The organism is Bacillus pumilus, assembly GCF_003431975.1.
Taxonomy (GTDB): Bacteria; Bacillota; Bacilli; order Bacillales; family Bacillaceae; genus Bacillus; species Bacillus pumilus_N.
Genome location: NZ_CP027116.1, coordinates 2,611,915 through 2,633,157, shown reverse-complemented (window position 1 = coordinate 2,633,157; position 21,243 = coordinate 2,611,915). Strand labels below are relative to the sequence as shown.

At 37.0% G+C, this 21,243-nt stretch carries 4 protein-coding genes, 3 pseudogenes and 1 other annotated feature; of the genes and pseudogenes, 6 read left to right on the top strand and 1 reads right to left on the bottom strand.

Going from position 1 to position 21,243, the window contains the following annotated elements; genetic code table 11:
• Positions 1-32: 32 nt before the first annotated feature.
• A complete protein-coding gene (locus tag C5695_RS13575) occupies positions 33-221 on the bottom strand; it encodes a hypothetical protein (RefSeq protein WP_003216497.1) in 189 nt (62 codons plus the stop codon).
• Positions 222-389: 168 nt separating this feature from the next.
• Positions 390-618: a binding site (T-box leader), on the top strand.
• A 59-nt stretch (positions 619-677) separates the two neighbouring features.
• Here C5695_RS13575 and C5695_RS13570 point away from each other — a divergent pair.
• The 6 genes and pseudogenes from C5695_RS13570 to C5695_RS20940 all read left to right on the top strand — a co-directional run.
• On the top strand, positions 678-3,320 hold the full coding sequence (locus C5695_RS13570; protein WP_117731176.1) for a valine--tRNA ligase: 2,643 nt from the start codon (positions 678-680) through the stop codon (positions 3,318-3,320).
• A gap of 71 nt (positions 3,321-3,391) precedes the next feature.
• Positions 3,392-4,690, top strand: a complete 1,299-nt coding sequence (locus C5695_RS13565; protein ID WP_187441895.1) for a bifunctional folylpolyglutamate synthase/dihydrofolate synthase — start codon at positions 3,392-3,394, stop codon at positions 4,688-4,690.
• A gap of 99 nt (positions 4,691-4,789) precedes the next feature.
• Positions 4,790-4,990: pseudogene (locus tag C5695_RS13560) on the top strand (UPF0758 domain-containing protein); the annotation flags it as partial.
• Between the two features lie 1,154 nt (positions 4,991-6,144).
• Positions 6,145-15,003, top strand: coding sequence for a non-ribosomal peptide synthetase (locus tag C5695_RS13555; protein ID WP_117731174.1), 8,859 nt, complete (start codon positions 6,145-6,147; stop codon positions 15,001-15,003).
• Positions 15,000-18,341, top strand: a pseudogene (locus C5695_RS20945) (amino acid adenylation domain-containing protein); the annotation flags it as partial. The gene C5695_RS13555 and the pseudogene C5695_RS20945, both read left to right, overlap by 4 nt.
• 3 nt (positions 18,342-18,344) lie before the next feature.
• Positions 18,345-21,236: pseudogene (locus tag C5695_RS20940) on the top strand (non-ribosomal peptide synthetase); the annotation flags it as partial.
• Positions 21,237-21,243: the final 7 nt, after the last annotated feature.

The following is a 21,243-nucleotide window of genomic DNA, read 5'->3' as shown; positions in this document are numbered from 1 at the left end:
TGTGTTCAGTGGCCGATACATAAGCGCGAGTGTTAAAACCAATCAAGGTGAAAGGCGCAGGCGAGAAAAATGAGAATACCTAGGATGAGGACGTCAAATGTTGTGGGGAAAATGATCGTACGAAACCCTTGAAATATCGCAATCGGGAGAACGACTTGGGAGGCAACTGCGCGAATTTGTCTCAGCCAAGGGGGAAGTGTGTAAGGATTGATCTTCTTCAAATCAAACGCCCTCCTTCTTCATTTTGTTATTATCTTATGGGCAATAGATCGAAGGGTGCCTGCCCAATTTGTATAAAGAAGAAGAAAAGCGGAAAAGATGATTGACGAAAACAAAAGGCATTTAGTAATATAAATAAAAGATGAGTATGTGCTGATGAACGTGATATATCGTAAGCGTGGATCAGGAAGAGTACGAGCAAGACCCTAAAGAGAGGGAAACCATGAGCTGAAAGGTTTCCTAGGATGTACTTGTTTGGAAGGTCGCCTGTGAGCTTAATTTCTTGAATAATAAGTAGAGAAATTCGGGAGAACCCCGTTATCCTTTAGAGTGTATGGGACACGTCTATGTGTTCCATGAAAAAAGGTGGTACCGCGAAAAAGCTTTTTCGTCCTTTTATAAGGATGGAAAGGCTTTTTTTATGTTTCATCAGCCGAAAAAATGTGGAGGTTACACAAATGGGAACAAATAATCAAGAAATGCCTACAAAGTACGATCCAAATGCGATTGAGAAAGACCGCTATACGTACTGGGTCGAAGGAAAATTCTTCGAAGCACAAAATGACAAAACGAAAGATCCATATACAGTCGTCATTCCTCCACCAAACGTGACAGGAAAACTGCACCTTGGCCATGCATGGGATTCTACCCTTCAAGACATCGTGACACGTATGAAACGGATGCAGGGTTATGATGTTCTATGGCTTCCAGGAATGGATCATGCCGGTATTGCTACCCAAGCAAAGGTCGAGGCAAAGCTTCGCGAAGAAGGTGTGAGTCGCTATGACCTCGGCCGGGAAAAATTTGTGGAAGAAACGTGGAAGTGGAAAGAAGAATATGCGGATTTCATTCGCAGCCAGTGGGCGAAAATGGGACTTGGTCTTGATTACTCGCGCGAACGTTTTACATTAGATGAGGGTCTGAATAAAGCTGTACGCCAAGTGTTTGTCCAATTGTATGAAAAAGGGCTTATTTATCGCGGAGAGTACATCATTAACTGGGACCCAGCGACGAAAACAGCACTTTCTGATATTGAAGTCATTTATAAGGATGTTCAAGGCGCGTTTTATCACTTGAAATACCCACTCTCAGATGGCACGGGTTCAATTGAAATTGCAACGACAAGACCTGAAACAATGCTTGGGGATACAGCAGTAGCGGTGCACCCTGATGACGAACGATATCAGCATTTGATTGGAAAAACAGTGGTCTTACCATTGACAGGACGCCAGATCCCAATCGTTGCTGACGACTATGTCGATATGGAGTTTGGTTCAGGAGCTGTGAAAATTACACCTGCTCATGACCCGAATGACTTTGAGCTTGGAAACCGCCATGAGCTAGAGCGTATTCTTGTCATGAATGAAGATGGCACAATGAATGCAAATGCATTGCAATACAAAGGAATGGACCGTTTTGAATGCCGTAAACAGCTTGTGAAAGATTTACAAGAAGAAGGTATTTTGTTCAAAATTGAGGATCACATGCATTCAGTTGGTCATAGTGAGAGAAGCGGTGCTGTCGTTGAGCCTTATTTATCTACACAATGGTTTGTGAAAATGCAGCCGCTGGCAGACGAAGCCATTAACCTGCAAAAAGGGGACGACCAAGTTCAATTTGTTCCAGACCGATTTGAAAAGACATATTTACACTGGATGGAAAATATCCGTGACTGGTGTATTTCTCGTCAGCTATGGTGGGGACACCGCATTCCAGCTTGGTATCATAAAGAAACGAAAGAAGTATACGTTGGACTTGAAGCACCAGAAGATCTGGAGAACTGGGAACAGGATAACGATGTGCTTGATACATGGTTTAGTTCAGCGCTTTGGCCTTTCTCTACAATGGGCTGGCCGGATGCAGACAGTGAAGACTTCAAGCGTTACTATCCAACCAATCTGCTTGTCACAGGGTATGACATCATTTTCTTCTGGGTCTCTCGCATGATCTTCCAAGGTCTTGAATTCACAGGAGAAAAACCGTTCAAAGACGTCCTGATTCATGGGCTGATCCGTGACGAGCAAGGACGTAAAATGAGTAAGTCGCTAGGGAACGGAATTGATCCAATGGAGGTCATCGACAAGTACGGTGCAGATTCATTAAGATATTTCTTGGCAACTGGAAGCTCACCAGGTCAGGATCTTCGCTTTAGCTTTGAAAAGGTTGAATCCACTTGGAATTTTGCGAACAAAATTTGGAACGCATCGCGTTTTGCTCTAATGAACATGGATGGCTTAACGTATGATGAGCTTGATTTGACTGGAGAAAAATCAGTTGCTGATCAATGGATTTTAACCCGCTTAAATGAAACGATTGAAAGTGTCACACAGCTTGCTGACAAATATGAATTTGGTGAAGTGGGCAGACATTTATACAACTTCATTTGGGATGATTTCTGTGATTGGTACATTGAGATGGCGAAGCTTCCGCTTTATGGAGAAGATGAAGCAGCGAAGAAAACGACTCGTTCGATCCTTGCGTACGTATTAGATCAGACGATGAGACTTCTTCATCCGTTCATGCCATTCTTAACAGAAGAAATCTGGCAGCATCTTCCGCACGAAGGTGAATCGATTACTGTAGCGGCTTGGCCTGAGGTGAAACCGGAGCTTTCAAACGAACAAGCTTCTGCTGATATGAAGCTGCTTGTGGAGCTCATCCGCTCTGTTCGTAACATCCGCAGTGAAGTGAATACGCCAATGAGCAAACAGGTTGAGCTTTACATTAAAGCATCTACACCTGATGTTCAGGAACGTTTAGAGAAAAATCGTTCATATATTGAGCGCTTCACGAATCCAAGTGTACTTGAAATTGGCACAAATGTCCCAGCTAGTGATAAAGCGATGACGGCTGTTATTTCTGGTGCAGAGCTCATTCTGCCGCTTGAAGGCTTAATTAACTTAGATGAGGAAATCGCTCGTCTGCAAAAAGAGCTTGATAAGCTCACAAAAGAAGTAGAGCGCGTCCAGAAAAAGCTTGGCAACGAAGGCTTTATGAAAAAAGCACCTGAAAGTGTCGTAGAAGAAGAGCGTGCGAAAGAACGTGATTATGTCGCAAAACGCGAAGCTGTTCAAAAGCGTATTGAAGAGCTGAAAGCATAAGGTTGAAAAGACGGCTCCTACTGAAATGGAGTCGTCTTTTTTGAAAATTTCGTATGAAATGAGAGATGACATTGTTTACAACCTATCATGAAGCCATTGAGTGGATTCACAGTAGACTGGCCTTTGGTGTGAAACCGGGTCTTGAAAGAATGAAGTGGCTGATGAACAGATTAGGCCATCCTGAACAACGCATAAAAGCGGTACATGTTGCAGGTACAAATGGAAAAGGTTCAACCATTGCGTTTACTCGTTCTGTTTTACAAGCAGCAGGCTATTCGGTCGGAACCTTCACCTCTCCGTTTATTTTAACGTTCAATGAACGAATTAGCGTGAACGGTGCGCCTATACAGGATGAAGAATGGCTACGTTTGGTGAATAAGATCAAGCCTTTTGTTGATGAATTAGATCAAACAGAGCTTGGCGCAGCAACAGAATTTGAAATTATTACTGCATGTGCATTTGTTTATTTTGCCGATGTGCACCAAGTAGACTTTGTCTTATTGGAAACAGGACTTGGCGGAAGGCTTGATTCAACCAATATAGCATTGCCCATCTTAACGGCGATCACATCGATTGGTCACGATCATATGGCGATTTTAGGTGACACACTTGAACAGATTGCATCTGAAAAAGCAGGCATTATCAAAGAGGCTATTCCGATGATCACGGCAGTTCATCAACCAGAAGCACTTGCGGTCATTCAAAACATCGCAAAAGAAAAGAATGCCAAATGCATCTCATTACAGGATACTTGTACCTTTAGTCATCAGCAGCCGACAGAAACAGGTGAAAGGTTTACGTTACACACATCAAAAAGGCGGTATCCACAGCTTGAAACAGGGTTGATCGGCACGCATCAACGGCAAAACGCTTCCCATGCTGTTCTACTTGTTGAGTGGCTGGAGCAAGAAGGCTATATCAGCGTGACAGAAGAGCAGATATATGAAGGGATTCGGAATGCAGTTTGGGCTGGAAGATTTGAAAAAGTCAAAGATCATCCACCAGTTTATTTAGACGGCGCTCACAATGAAGAAGGAATCGACCGTTTAATTGAAACGGTACAAGCCCATTTTTCTAGTAAACAAGTGCACGTCTGTTTTAGTGCTTTAAAAGATAAGCCGTACAAACAAATGATTCAAAAACTTGAAGCCGTTAGTACCTCTATCCATTTTGTTTCTTTTGATTTTCCAAGAGCTGAATCAGCGGAAAAGCTTTATGCATGCAGTCTGTTAGAGGCAAAATCGTATGACGATGACCCTCGTGCAGTGCTTGAGTTCATTCAGAAAAAGAGTGATGATCCTTCAGCGGTGATTCTTGTGACTGGCTCTCTTTATTTTATTTCAGATATAAGAAATCGTATTTTAAGATAATCAAAAGACGCAATTGCTTTTATGCAATGTGCGTCTTTTTCTTTTGAAATGTAAAGAGCAAGTTTACTAGGTACTCAAGGCATCATGAGCTATTTCCCCATGTCACTCAAGCATTGTCCTCATGATGAAAAGCCGCGAGAACGATTTTTGAAATATGGTCCAAATAGTTTGTCTGTTGCGATCCTTTTTAGGAAAGGCACAAAAAAGGAATCAGTTCTCCAAATTTCCGCAAGACTTCTGCAAACATTTGGCGGTCTTCGTTCTGTGAAGTCAGCTTCTATTGAAGAACTTTCAAAGATTCGAGATATGCTATTCATCTACTTTAGATAAATGGCTAGATAATGCTTTTTATTTTTGGGGATATATGAACAATTATAGTTATTTCTTTTGTTTACTAAATTTGGACTTAAATCATGTATTATAGTTACCAATGTTCGTTTTACAGTTTCTATCGCTTCTTGATCGTAATTGTATAGAATGTGTTTTCTTCGCAATTTTAAGTATAAAATCACTCTTAGTAGGTATTGTAGGCTAAAGAGAAAATGGGTATCAATATTGTAGATGAGGAGTGAGCGAGCATATTATATTTCGTGAACAATACCTTATTTTTCCTTATAGTGTTTTATAGATATTTTTCATCAGAGACTATATATTCATATTTCATGTTTTTGAGACAATACCTCTTTATGGAAAGTTTTGATTTGATCAATCAAAAAAGAAATTTTTAGAAAATAATATGTAATTTTATGGCGTAAAAGTAATAAAAATGTTAATATGTTGATGAGAATATTGATATGTGTTTAAAAAATACATGTTTTTATTAGATTTTATAATATATCCTATAAAAGCATTGAAATATTTTCAATGCCTATTTCTAAGATGATGCCTCTTTATGTATTTGGATTTTTACCAAGAAATGAAAGGCAAAGAAAGTTATTAGGGCAAATGTTTAATAAGATTTATTATTTGATCAGTCTGAGTGTTACATTAAATTCTTTTACTATAAGGTTTACAGACAGTATTCAAATCTTGAATAAAGCAGGAGATATGTAAGTAGTTTTCATATTTACCAATATGAGGTTTACTCTGGCTATAAGTTAGCACTCGAAAATTCTAGAATGATGGAAAAGTTAAAGTAGTTTAACGTGAAAAAAGCTATTCTTTTTACTGAAATTCCATTAGTGGAGGTTAAATTGAGGAAGGAGTTAATTTATTTATGATTTCATAGGCAGAATATGCATATTGATCATCATCTGTGTACAGAAAATGGAGAAGAGGGTTTTCTAATAATATTGGAGGTGTATTTTTAGAGCTATCATGTATTCATTATTGATGATAAGTATAAAGAAATCACCAGTATCATAAATTAAATAATGATAGGATAGGCAGAGTTTAAATATCTTTTTAAAGATATATTTCAAAATTAATAGTTTAGATGATAGGAGCTGTTTTTAGTGTCTGCTAGTACAAATATTAAGAAATTTCCTTTATCTGAAGGTCAAAAATCATTTTTTTTCCATTATCAATCTAATCCTAAAAGTTCGTTATATAATGAGCGCTTTGCATTCTTTATTAATTCCCCGGTAAATATAGAGATTTTAAAAGCAACTCTGAAAAAAATTATTCAACGACACGAATCTTTTAGAACTGTATTCACTACGGAAGAGAAAGAGTTTGTGCAAATAATTCAAGAAGGGGCTGATTTGGACTTTTTTCATTTAGAAGCAGAAAAATGGACGGAAGATGAAATAAAATATTACGTATCAAAGGAATCACATAAGCCTTTCAATTTAGAAGAGGGACCTGTTGTAAAGTTTAGGCTAATTTCCATTGATGATAATAAGTTTATTTTTCTTTTAATGTTTCATCATATTGTCTTTGATGGATGGACCTTCTCTATATTATTAGATGAAATAGGAAGAATATATGATGGATTATTAAATAATAAGAGTTTTGATCTCCCATTAATTCAAAGTGATTATTCGGAATTTGTTTCTTGGCAAAATGAGATCATAGAGAAACACTCAAAAGCAACAAAAGAATTTTGGAATGATAAATTGTCTGGTAGCCTGCCAATTTTAGATATGAATCCTGATTACATGCGGCCTTCATTACCAACAAATAATGGAGGATTGTTTGGATTTAAATTCAATAAATTTATAAGTGAAAAAATTTTTGAATTCTCAAAAAAAGAAAATGCCTCTTTGAATTCTGTTCTCTTTTCGCTTTACTCTGCATTCTTGTCTCGCTATTATTCACAAGAAGATTTAATAATAGGTACACCTATATATGGAAGGAGTAATAATAAATTCCATATGACAACAGGATATTTTGTAAATATGTTACCCCTCAGATTAAATATATCAAGTGATACAAATTTTAATCAAATTGTAAAAAAAACTCAAGAAGAACTAAATGCATGTAGAAAACATCAAGATTACCCATTTTCTTTGTTGGCGGAGGAAATATTAAAAGAAAAAGATGGTGCTTCAATATTTCAAGCAGCTTTTGTAATGCAAAAGGCTTGGAAACAGAATGAAGCTATATTTTTAGGGAATTCTACTAATGAAATTGATTTATACAACTTAAAGCTTAGACCTTTTAATTTAGAGAAAAAAAATTCGAAATTTGATTTAACTCTATTTGTAGAGGTAGATACTAATCATATTATTAATGCTAATTTTGAATATAACGGAGATATCTTTAAAAAGTCTACTATAAAGAATATAACAACAAATTTTCAAAGTTTTGTATTAAATATTTTGGAAAATAATGAAGAGAAATTATCTTCTATTGATGTAATAAATTTAGAAAATAAATTTGAACTACTATCCAGTTTGAATCAAACGAATGTTGAATACCCTCAGGATTTATTAATTCAGGATCTATTTGAGTCTCAAGTTCAGGAAAATCCGGATGCCATCGCCGTAGTATATGAAGACGAAGAGTGGAGCTATAAAGAGGTTCAGGAACAAGCTAACCAATTAGCTCATTATCTTCAAAAACGAGGAGTAGGTCCAGAATCCCTAGTGGGATTATGTGTGGAACGTTCTCCGAAAATGATTGTTGGATTACTAGGGATTCTCAAAGCTGGAGGCGCTTATGTCCCACTAGATCCAGCATATCCGGAGAAACGTCTTCAATACATTCTTGAAGATGCAGGTATTCAAATATTGGTGACAGAATCGCATCTTACAGAGTGGGTATCATCGGATGTTGAGAGGATTTGTTTAGATGAAAATTCTCATGAAATCAGAAATGAGCCTATCACTACACCTATCCATGGAATATCACTAGAAAACTTAGCGTATGTTATCTATACATCAGGTTCTACTGGAAAACCAAAAGGGGTAATGGTTGAACATCGTTCATTATTGAACTTAATCTTTTGGCATCAAAAAAAATATCATGTGACTAACAAAGATCGAGCAACTCAAATTGCTGGAACAGCATTTGATGCATCGGTATGGGAGATATGGCCGTATCTAAGTGTGGGAGCAAGTTTATATTTACCAAATAACCAAATTCGTACAGATGTGAAGGCTTTAAAAGAATGGTTTATTAAACAACAAATTACTATTAGTTTTTTACCAACTCCGCTAACCGAAAGAATCTTAAAACTTTCTTGGCCACAAAGTGTCGCCTTGAAAGCTTTGTTAACAGGTGGAGATCAATTAAGGGTGTTTCCTTCAGAGAATCTTCCATTTGAGGTTTTTAATCACTATGGACCAACTGAGAATACTGTGGTAGCTACAGCTAGTGAAGCTTTAAAAGATGATGATATAAGCGGAAATCGCCCTGCAATAGGAAAACCAGTGTCTAATACACAGGTTTATGTATTAGATAAAAATTCCCAACTGATTTCTAAAGGGGGAGTGGGAGAACTTTATGTAGGAGGATCTGGCCTAGCACGTGGTTATTTAAATCGACCTAAGTTAACAGCTGAACGCTTTATACCGCATCCTTTTAGTGATGAACCAGGAGCTCGTTTATATCGTACAGGGGATCTAGTACGTTATCTTCCAGATGGTAATTTAGAGTTTGTAGGCCGAGCAGATGATCAAGTGAAAATTCGAGGTTTTCGGATTGAATTAGGAGAGGTAGAGGCAACCTTAAATGCCCTCCCTTCTATTCAAGAAGCTGTAGTAATTGTTCGAGAAGATGAGTCAGGTGAAAAACGTCTAGTAGCTTATGTAGTAGGTGAAGGAACTACAAAAGAATGGCGAAAGGCTCTAAAAGACAAGTTACCGGGTTATATGGTACCGGCTCATTTTATCAAAATGGAAGCTTTACCTATAACACCAAATGGAAAGATAGACCGTAAGGTCTTACCAACTCCAATTAATGATATACAGGAAAAAGTGTTACAAGAAGGCCAAACTCCTTCCGAAGAGTTGGTGGTGACGGTTTGGGAACAAATATTGGGAATAAGAGGTATTAAACGAGATGATTCCTTCTTCGATTTAGGGGGGCATTCATTATTAGCAACACAAGTTATATCTCGTTTGCAAGAAGTGTTTGGAATGTCCATCCCATTAAAGGAACTATTTGAGCATTCTACAGTGGAAGAACTAGCCAAACGTTTAGAGGATCTTCGTGGAAGAAGTATCTCTAGTGAGATTCCATCGTTAATTCGAGTAGAGAGAGGATCTGTTGTACCGTTATCCTATGCTCAACAGCGTTTATGGTTTTTTGATCGCTTAGTACCTAATAGTTCATTGTATAATATTCCGACTGTCTGGCGTTTACAGGGAGAGTGGTCTCCACGTGCGTTAGAAAATAGTTTAAATACTTTAATCAGTCGTCACGAGATTTTACGTACCACTATCACAGAAAAAGATGGAGAAGCTTTTCAAAATATTGCTTCTTCTCATTTAAGAACGTTGTCGAGAACAGATTTGGTACATCTTTCGAAAGAAGAGAAAGAGCAGACGATGCAAGAATTGGTTCAAAGAGAAGCTGAGACACCGTTTGATTTAGAGACAAGTCCTCTATTGAGAGTCCAACTAATTAAAATGCAAGAAAACGAATGGGTTTTAGCCTGTATCATGCATCATATTATTTCAGACGGATGGTCCATGAATGTATTTTTAAGAGAGTGGATGATGTTATATGAAGGAGAAGTAAAAGGTCAACCTGAAAGGTTACCGGATCTTCCTATTCAATATGCAGATTATGCGGAATGGCAGCGGAAGTGGCTTGATAATGAAGTGTTAGATAAACAGTTAAGTTATTGGAAGGAAGAGTTAAAAGGAGACCTGCCGGTCCTCCAATTGCCAACAGATCGGCCACGTCCATCTGTTCAAACTTATGCAGGAGCAATGTATCAATTTATACTACCAACTGGAGTGGTAGAACAAATTGAGGCCGTAAGCCGCCAAGAGGGAACGACAGTGTTTATGACCTTACTCGCTGCATATCAAGGTTTCCTATCTCGTTATACTGGTCAGGATGATATATTAGTTGGAAGTCCTATTGCTAATCGACATTATAAAGAGACCGAAGGGCTAATTGGCTTCTTTGCCAATACGTTGGTGTATCGAACTCAATTTGATGAAACTTCTACATTCCGAGATGTTTTACGGACAGTGAGAACTAAAGCATTGAAAGCTTATGAACACCAAGATGTACCATTTGAAAAAATAGTAGAAGAAGTACAGCCGGAACGAAGTACTAGTCATTCACCACTTTTCCAAACTATGTTTACGATGCAAAATGCTTTTGAAACTTTTGATATCCGGATGTCTAATCGACATATTGAAAATATAAATATTCATACATCTGTATCGAAATTTGATTTAACAGTAACAGTTGAAAAACAGAAAGAAGGCCTTTTAACGGCTTTTGAGTATAATACAGATTTATTTGATAAGTCTACAGTTGAACGGATGGCTAATCACTTTAAATATTGGTTAACTGAAATTACACGTTTACCAGAGGAGCCATTAAGCAACCTTTCGCTCCTTTCCAAAGAGGAACAAGATGAGATAGTTATAGAATGGAATCAAACAGATGCAGATTATCCGAAAGATAAGGTTATTCAAGATTTATTTGATGCTCAAGTTCAAGAAAATCCGGATGCCATCGCGGTAGTATATGAAGACGAAGAATGGAGCTATAAAGAGGTTCAGGAACAAGCCAATCAATTAGCTCATTATCTTCAAAAACGAGGAGTAGGTCCAGAATCCCTAGTGGGATTATGTGTAGAACGTTCTCCAAAAATGATTGTTGGATTACTAGGGATTCTCAAAGCCGGAGGCGCTTATGTCCCGCTAGATCCAGCATATCCGGAGAAACGTCTTCAATACATTCTTGAAGATGCAGGCATTCAAATATTGGTGACAGAATCGCATCTTACAAAGTGGGTATCATCGGATGTTGAGAGGATTTGTTTAGATAAAAATTCTCAAGAAATCAAAAATGAACCTATTACTACACCTGTTCATGGAGTAACACCAGAAAACTTAGCGTATGTCATCTATACGTCAGGTTCTACTGGAAAGCCAAAAGGGGTAATGATTAGACATATAAGTACTTTCCAATTTATTAAGTGGGTTCATTCAACTTTTTCTTATGAAGAATTATCAGGGGTTCTTGCTTCTACGTCTTTATCTTTTGACTTATCAGTATTTGAATTATTTTCACCATTAACTGGTGGAGGAAAAGTAATATTAGTTCGAAATGCTTTGGAAATTACCGGAATTAAAGGGCGGTATGAAGTTACATTAATAAATACTGTTCCATCTGTAGCAAGGGAACTCATAAAAGATAAAAATTTCCCTCCATCAGTTTTGGTAATTAATCTTGCAGGAGAAAGATTACATTCATTGCTAGTCAAAGATTTTTATAGATATAGCTCAGTAAAGAAAGTATATAATTTATATGGACCATCTGAAGATACTACCTATTCAACATATAAACATATAAAGTATCAAGAGGAAAATATTTCGATTGGAAAACCTATTTTTAATACTCAGTTATATGTATTAGATAAGTATGGTCAACCAGTTCCTGTTGGAGTAATAGGAGAGCTTTATATTGGCGGAAATGGCTTAGCTCGTGGCTATCTAAATCAACCAGAGTTAACGGCTGAACGCTTTATACCGCATCCTTTTAATGATGAACCGGGGGCTCGTTTATATCGGACAGGGGATTTAGTACGCTATCTTCCAGATGGTGATTTAGAGTTTGTAGGTCGAGCAGATGATCAAGTGAAAATTCGAGGTTTTCGGATTGAATTAGGAGAGGTAGAGGCAACCTTAAATGCGCTCCCTTCTATTCAAGAAGCTGTAGTAATTGTTCGAGAAGATGAGCCAGGCGATAAACGTCTAGTAGCTTATGTAGTTGGTGAGGAGACTCCTGCGGAGTGGCGTATAGCATTAAAAGAAAAGCTTCCAGCTTATATGGTGCCAGCACACTTTGTGAAGATGGAAGTCCTCCCTTTAACACCAAATGGAAAAGTAGACCGTAAGGTATTACCACATCCTGGACAAGTAGAAAAGGAAGGGGAATATGTAGCACCTCAAAATGAACGTGAAGAGTTGTTGGCTTCCATTTGGGAACAAGTTCTAGGTGTTGAAAACATCGGTATCCATGATAATTTCTTTGAAAGTGGAGGAGACTCTATTCTTAGTATTCAAATTATTGCTAGGGCAAATGAAATAGGTTTATATTTAACACCAAAACAAATATTTGAACATCAGACTATTGCTGAACTAGCACGAGTAGTAGAGGAGACGAAAAAGATTTATAGTAACCAAGGAATAGTGACGGGAGAAGTCTTATTGACTCCTATTCAACATTGGTTTTTTGAACAAAAACATTCAAATCCTCACCATTGGAATCAGTCTATGTTCTTGCGAACTAAAAAGGCTCTAGATGTAGGAGTACTAGATAAGGCACTTAAGGTTTTGATAAAACACCATGATGCTTTACGTCTTCGTTATCAGCGTACATCAGATCTTGAATGGTCGCAGGTCAATACTGGAATAGAGAATTTGGTTTCTAGCGAGGTCATTTCAGTAAGAATTGAAGAAGATAAAGGAAAAGAAGAGAGAATCTATGAAACAATAAAACAAGCCCAATCTACTTTAAATCTTCAAGATGGGCCAATTATGAAAATAATATATTTTGAGGACAAAGCACATCAAGAAGGACGACTTTTCTGGGGAATTCATCATTTAGTGGTAGATGGAGTTTCTTGGCGTATTCTCTTAGAGGATCTTCAAAATGTTTATAATCAACTAGTCCATGGAGAAGAGATTGAATTGCCGGCTAAAACGACATCGTATAAAGAATGGGCTTCTCATCTAGTAACGTATAGTAAAAATATACCAAAAGGAATTCAGGATTATTGGATAGAACAGGCGTCTAAAAAGACCGAAGGTTTACCAATGGATTACCAAATTGATCATTCAATAGAGGAAACTACAGAACAAATTACAGTTTCGTTAAATAAAAAAGATACAAAAGCATTGTTAACAGATATAACATCAACTTATCGAGCGCATATAAATGAAATATTACTAACAGCTTTAGTACAAGCAACAAAACAAATTACTGGGAAGCCGTCTTTATCAATTGATTTAGAAGGACATGGACGAGAGGAAATTATAGAAGGAATTGATGTTTCTAGAACAGTAGGATGGTTTACCAGCATATATCCGGTTCACCTAGATATTAAAGGGACAGAGACACCAATAGAGTCTCTTCGAACTGTTAAAGAGCAGTTACGTAAGGTGCCAAATAAAGGGGTGGATTATGGTATTCTTCGATACCTTAATCAAGAAGTGGGAGACCTTCTTCAACTTCAAAAACAGCCTTCAGTTAGTTTCAACTATCTAGGTCAATTTAATCAAGAGGTCAACAGAGAAGCCTTATTTAAGACAGGAATGGAATTAACCAATGACAATTATGATCAAGACACAAAACGCGGGCATCTAATTGATGTAGTAGGAATAGTAAAAGAGGGAAAATTAGAATTTACTTGGCTTTATAGCGGGCATCAATTTAAGAGGTCAACTATTGAGCATATTGCAGAAGTATTTCTTAATACCTTATATAAGCTAATCGAGAGTAGTGATATGCAGGGAGATTATGCTTATATTTCATCTGATTTTTCACAAGCAAATTTAAGCACAGAACAAATTGATGTAATTACAAATAAGTATACAGAGATAGAAGATATTTATACACTTGCACCCCTTCAAAATGGGATGATTTTCCATACGCTTTATGATGGAAGTATAGGTGATTATATTACACAATGTATATTGACTCTTCAAGGGAATTTAAATTCTGGATATTTTCAGACTGCATGGGAATATATCATTAATCGTCATGAAGTATTAAGAACGGTGTTTAGTTGGGAAGACGGTCAAGATATTCATCAGATTGTTTGTAATATTATGCCTGTAACAATCAATGAATTAGACTGGCAATATAGTTCACCAAAAGAGCAACAATCACAGTTGTCAGAACTTTTAATTCAAGACAGGATGAAAGTTTTTGATCTTCAAAAGGGTCCCTTAATGCGCTTGTATTTGGTCCATTGTGGAGAGGATATCTATCAGTTTATATGGAGTCATCATCATGCCCTACTAGATGGATGGAGTCTACAACAAGTATTACATGAAGTGATGAAGGTATATGGACAGTTGATTAATGAGGAACATATTATATTGCCATCGGTACCTTCTTATGAAAATTATATACGTTGGATTAGACAGCAAGATAAGGCGCAAGCAGAGGCTTTTTGGAGAAAAGAATTAGAAGGTATCACTTCTCCTACACCATTTGGTTCAGTGGGAGATAAGAAGAAGCAACACCAAGGATATAGTCAAAGTATTTATCATTTATCACAAGAGGAAACACAAGTACTTCAAAAATGGGCAAGAAAGAATCAACTTACTCTGAACACTTTAGTCCAAGGTGCTTGGGGATATTTATTAAGCAAATATAGTGGAGAAGAAGATGTATTATTTGGAGTGACAAGCTCGGGAAGACCGACAGATCTACCGGGTGTAGAAAAAATGGTAGGGCTCTTTATCAATACATTGCCAGCACGAGTACAAGTATCAGGTGAAACAAAGGTAGTGGATTGGTTAAAAGATCTTCAAGTAAAAGACAGTAAACGTCGACAATATGAGTATACCTCATTAACTGACATTCAAGGGTGGAGTAAAATCCCACGAGGGATTTCGATGTTTAATACTTTATATGTTTTTGAAAATTATCCTATCCAAGAAACTGAAATTAATCACGATTTGAAGATTTTAAATATGGAGGGGCAGAACAAAATAATTATCCTTTGAGTTTAGCGGTTATTCCAGGTGCCCAGTTATCTTTAAAACTAATGTATGATTTAAACTATTTCGAAGAAGAAACCATTAATCGTCTTCATAAGCACTTAGTCGAAATTCTTCAGCAAATAACCCAAACGTCAGAACAAAAAACGCTTAATGAACTGACTTACCTGACAGAGGAAGAACAAAAACAATTGCTTATAGAATGGAATCAAACAGATGCAGATTATCCGAAAGATAAGGTTATTCAAGATTTATTTGATGCTCAAGTTCAAGAAAATCCGGATGCCATCGCGGTAGCATATGAAGACGAAGAGTGGAGCTATAAAGAGGTTCAGGAACAAGCTAACCAATTAGCTCATTATCTTCAAAAACGAGGAGTAGGTCCAGAATCCCTAGTGGGATTATGTGCGGAACGTTCTCCGAAAATGATTGTTGGATTACTAGGGATTCTCAAAGCCGGAGGCGCTTATGTCCCGCTAGATCCAGCATATCCGGAGAAACGTCTTCAATACATTCTTGAAGATGCAGGCATTCAAATATTGGTGACAGAATCGCATCTTACAAAGTGGGTATCATCGGATGTTGAGAGGATTTGTTTAGATAAAAATTCTCAAGAAATCAAAAATGAACCTATTACTACACCTGTTCATGGAGTAACACCAGAAAACTTAGCGTATGTCATCTATACGTCAGGTTCTACTGGAAAACCAAAAGGTGTTTTGTTAGAACTAAAAAGTTTGTGTAACCTAGCTTATGCTCAAATAAAGATTTTTAAAATCAATCACGAAAGTAAAGTATTACAGTTTGCTTCTTTTGCATTTGATGCAGCTGTTTCAGAGATATTTACCTCTTTTTTATCTGGAGCTACTTTAATTTTAGGAAAACAAGAAGAAATGTTGCCTGGAACAAGATTTATTAATCTTGTTGAAGAGAATAGAGTAACACATGCTACGTTACCGCCAGCTATATTAGCTAATTTAGATGAAAATAGATTTGATCACCTTAAGGTAATTATTTCGGCTGGATCAGCTTGTAATAAAGAGGTAGCTAAAAGGTGGGCAAAGAAATGTATCTTTATTAATGCCTATGGACCTACAGAAAATACTGTTTGTGCATCTGCTGGTGTTTATGAGGGAAAAGGAATACTAACTTTGGGGAAACCTATATCTAATACTCAGTTATATGTATTAGATAAATATGGTCAACCAGTTCCGGTTGGAGTAATAGGTGAACTTTATATTGGAGGTCAGAGCTTAGCACGTGGTTATCTAAATCGACCGGAGCTAACAAAAGAGAGATTCTTACCTCATCCGTTTGATAAAACATCTGGAGATCGAGTATATCGAACAGGGGACTTGGTTCGATATTTACCAAATGGAGATTTAGAATTCATTGGACGTACTGACGATCAAGTGAAAATTCGAGGTTTTCGGATTGAATTAGGAGAAGTAGAGGCAACTTTAAATGACCTCCCTTCTATTCAAGAAGCTGTAGTAATTGTTCGAGAAGATGAGCCGGGTGATAAACGTCTAGTAGCTTATGTAGTTGGTGAGGAGACTCCTGCGGAGTGGCGTATAGCATTAAAAGAAAAGCTTCCAGCTTATATGGTGCCAGCACACTTTGTGAAGATGGAAGTCTTCCCTTTAACACCAAATGGAAAAGTAGACCGTAAGGTATTACCACATCCTGGACAAGTAGAAAAGGAAGGGGAATATGTAGCACCTCAAAATGAACGTGAAGAGTTGTTGGCTTCCATTTGGGAACAAGTTCTAGGTGTTGAAAACATCGGTATCCATGATAATTTCTTTGAAAGTGGAGGAGACTCTATTCTTAGTATTCAAATTATTGCTAGGGCAAATGAAATAGGTTTATATTTAACACCAAAACAAATATTTGAACATCAGACTATTGCTGAACTAGCACGAGTAGTAGAGGAGACGAAAAAGATTTATAGTAACCAAGGAATAGTGACGGGAGAAGTCTTATTGACTCCTATTCAACATTGGTTTTTTGAACAAAAACATTCAAATCCTCACCATTGGAATCAGTCTATGTTCTTGCGAACTAAAAAGGCTCTAGATGTAGGAGTACTAGATAAGGCACTTAAGGTTTTGATAAAACACCATGATGCTTTACGTCTTCGTTATCAGCGTATATCAGATCTTGAATGGTCGCAGGTCAATACTGGAATAGAGAATTTGGTTTCTAGCGAGGTCATTTCAGTAAGAATTGAAGAAGATAAAGGAAAAGAAGAGAGAATCTATGAAACAATAAAACAAGCCCAATCTACTTTAAATCTTCAAGATGGGCCAATTATGAAAATAATATATTTTGAGGACAAAGCACATCAAGAAGGACGACTTTTCTGGGGAATTCATCATTTAGTGGTAGATGGAGTTTCTTGGCGTATTCTCTTAGAGGATCTTCAAAATGTTTATAATCAACTAGTCCATGGAGAAGAGATTGAATTGCCGGCTAAAACGACATCGTATAAAGAATGGGCTTCTCATCTAGTAACGTATAGTAAAAATATACCAAAAGGAATTCAGGATTATTGGATAGAACAGGCGTCTAAAAAGACCGAAGGTTTACCAATGGATTACCAAATTGATCATTCAATAGAGGAAACTACAGAACAAATTACAGTTTCGTTAAATAAAAAAGATACAAAAGCATTGTTAACAGATATAACATCAACTTATCGAGCGCATATAAATGAAATATTACTAACAGCTTTAGTACAAGCAACAAAACAAATTACTGGGAAGCCGTCTTTATCAATTGATTTAGAAGGACATGGACGAGAGGAAATTATAGAAGGAATTGATGTTTCTAGAACAGTAGGATGGTTTACCAGCATATATCCGGTTCACCTAGATATTAAAGGGACAGAGACACCAATAGAGTCTCTTCGAACTGTTAAAGAGCAGTTACGTAAGGTGCCAAATAAAGGGGTGGATTATGGTATTCTTCGATACCTTAATCAAGAAGTGGGAGACCTTCTTCAACTTCAAAAACAGCCTTCAGTTAGTTTCAACTATCTAGGTCAATTTAATCAAGAGGTCAACAGAGAAGCCTTATTTAAGACAGGAATGGAATTAACCAATGACAATTATGATCAAGACACAAAACGCGGGCATCTAATTGATGTAGTAGGAATAGTAAAAGAGGGAAAATTAGAATTTACTTGGCTTTATAGCGGGCATCAATTTAAGAGGTCAACTATTGAGCATATTGCAGAAGTATTTCTTAATACCTTATATAAGCTAATCGAGAGTAGTGATATGCAGGGAGATTATGCTTATATTTCATCTGATTTTTCACAAGCAAATTTAAGCACAGAACAAATTGATGTAATTACAAATAAGTATACAGAGATAGAAGATATTTATACACTTGCACCTCTTCAAAGTGGGATGGTTTTTCATACACTATATGATTACAACTTGGGAGAATATAATAGTCAATGTATACTAACTCTTCAAGGGAATTTGAATACTGGATATTTTCAGACTGCATGGGAATATATCATTAATCGTCATGAAGTATTAAGAACGGTGTTTAGTTGGGAAGACGGTCAAGATATTCATCAGATTGTTTGTAATATTATGCCTGTAACAATCAATGAATTAGACTGGCAATATAGTTCACCAAAAGAGCAACAATCACAGTTGTCAGAACTTTTAATTCAAGACAGGATGAAAGTTTTTGATCTTCAAAAGGGTCCCTTAATGCGCTTGTATTTGGTCCATTGTGGAGAGGATATCTATCAGTTTATATGGAGTCATCATCATGCCCTACTAGATGGATGGAGTCTACAACAAGTATTACATGAAGTGATGAAGGTATATGGACAGTTGATTAATGAGGAACATATTATATTGCCATCGGTACCTTCTTATGAAAATTATATACGTTGGATTAGACAGCAAGATAAGGCGCAAGCAGAGGCTTTTTGGAGAAAAGAATTAGAAGGTATCACTTCTCCTACACCATTTGGTTCAGTGGGAGATAAGAAGAAGCAACACCAAGGATATAGTCAAAGTATTTATCATTTATCACAAGAGGAAACACAAGTACTTCAAAAATGGGCAAGAAAGAATCAACTTACTCTGAACACTTTAGTCCAAGGTGCTTGGGGATATTTATTAAGCAAATATAGTGGAGAAGAAGATGTATTATTTGGAGTGACAAGCTCGGGAAGACCGACAGATCTACCGGGTGTAGAAAAAATGGTAGGGCTCTTTATCAATACATTGCCAGCACGAGTACAAGTATCAGGTGAAACAAAGGTAGTGGATTGGTTAAAAGATCTTCAAGTAAAAGACAGTAAACGTCGACAATATGAGTATACCTCATTAACTGACATTCAAGGGTGGAGTAAAATCCCACGAGGGATTTCGATGTTTAATACTTTATATGTTTTTGAAAATTATCCTATCCAAGAAACTGAAATTAATCACGATTTGAAGATTTTAAATATGGAGGGGGCAGAACAAAATAATTATCCTTTGAGTTTAGCGGTTATTCCAGGTGCCCAGTTATCTTTAAAACTAATGTATGATTTAAACTATTTCGAAGAAGAAACCATTAATCGTCTTCATAAGCACTTAGTCGAAATTCTTCAGCAAATAACCCAAACGTCAGAACAAAAAACGCTTAATGAACTGACTTACCTGACAGAGGAAGAACAAAAACAATTGCTTATAGAATGGAATCAAACAGATGCAGATTATCCGAAAGATAAGGTTATTCAAGATTTATTTGATGCTCAAGTTCAAGAAAATCCGGATGCCATCGCGGTAGCATATGAAGACGAAGAGTGGAGCTATAAAGAGGTTCAGGAACAAGCTAACCAATTAGCTCATTATCTTCAAAAACGAGGAGTAGGTCCAGAATCCCTAGTGGGATTATGTGCGGAACGTTCTCCGAAAATGATTGTTGGATTACTAGGGATTCTCAAAGCCGGAGGCGCTTATGTCCCGCTAGATCCAGCGTATCCGGAGAAACGTCTTCAATACATTCTTGAAGATGCAGGCATTCAAATATTGGTGACAGAATCGCATCTTACAAAGTGGGTATCATCGGATGTTGAGAGGATTTGTTTAGATAAAAATTCTCAAGAAATCAGAAATGAGCCTATCACTACACCTGTTCATGGAGTAACACCAGAAAACTTAGCGTATGTCATCTATACGTCAGGTTCTACTGGAAATCCAAAAGGTGTAATGATTGAGAATTACAATGTGTATCGTTTATTTGCATCAACCAATAAATTTTATAAATTTAGTTCAAGTGATGTGTGGACTTTATTTCACTCATACGCTTTTGATTTTTCCGTGTGGGAAATATGGGGAGCCTTATTGTATGGAGGACGTTTAATAATCGTTCCTTATTGGATTAGTCGCTCCCCTGAAGCATTTTATAAGTTACTAATAGATGAAAAAGTAACTATCTTAAATCAAACTCCTTCTGCATTTCGTCAATTGGCTAACACTAATAAAGAATGGGCTAATCAAGGACTTGAATTGAATTTACGCTACGTTATTTTTGGTGGAGAAGCTTTAGATGTGTTTTCCCTAAGTACATGGTTTAACGACTATACGTTATCGATAGCCAAACTAGTCAATATGTATGGAATTACAGAAACAACGGTTCATGCGACGTACCATTGGATTATTGGAAATGATGTAGCTTATAGTAAGAGCAGTGTAATTGGAAAGCCTATTGTGGATCTAGAGATTTATATATTAGATATTAATCGACATATAGTTCCCGTTGGGGTAACTGGAGAACTTTATGTAGGAGGATCTGGCTTAGCACGTGGTTATTTAAATCGACCTAAGTTAACAGCTGAACGCTTTATACCGCATCTTTTTAGTGATGAACCAGGAGCTCGTTTATATCGTACAGGGGATCTAGTACGTTATCTTCCAGATGGTAATTTAGAGTTTGTAGGCCGAGCAGATGATCAAGTGAAAATTCGAGGTTTTCGGATTGAATTAGGAGAGGTAGAGGCAACCTTAAATGCCCTCCCTTCTATTCAAGAAGCTGTAGTAATTGTTCGAGAAGATGAGTCAGGTGAAAAACGTCTAGTAGCTTATGTAGTAGGTGAGGGAACTACAAAAGAATGGCGAAAGGCTCTAAAAGACAAGTTACCGGGTTATATGGTACCGGCTCATTTTATCAAAATGGAAGCTTTACCTATAACACCAAATGGAAAGATAGACCGTAAGGTCTTACCAA

Bases quoted from the DNA above. Each gene is read 5' to 3' on its own strand.
- C5695_RS13570 (WP_117731176.1), top strand. From the start codon at position 678: ATGGGAACAAATAATCAAGAAATGCCTACAAAGTACGATCCAAATGCG.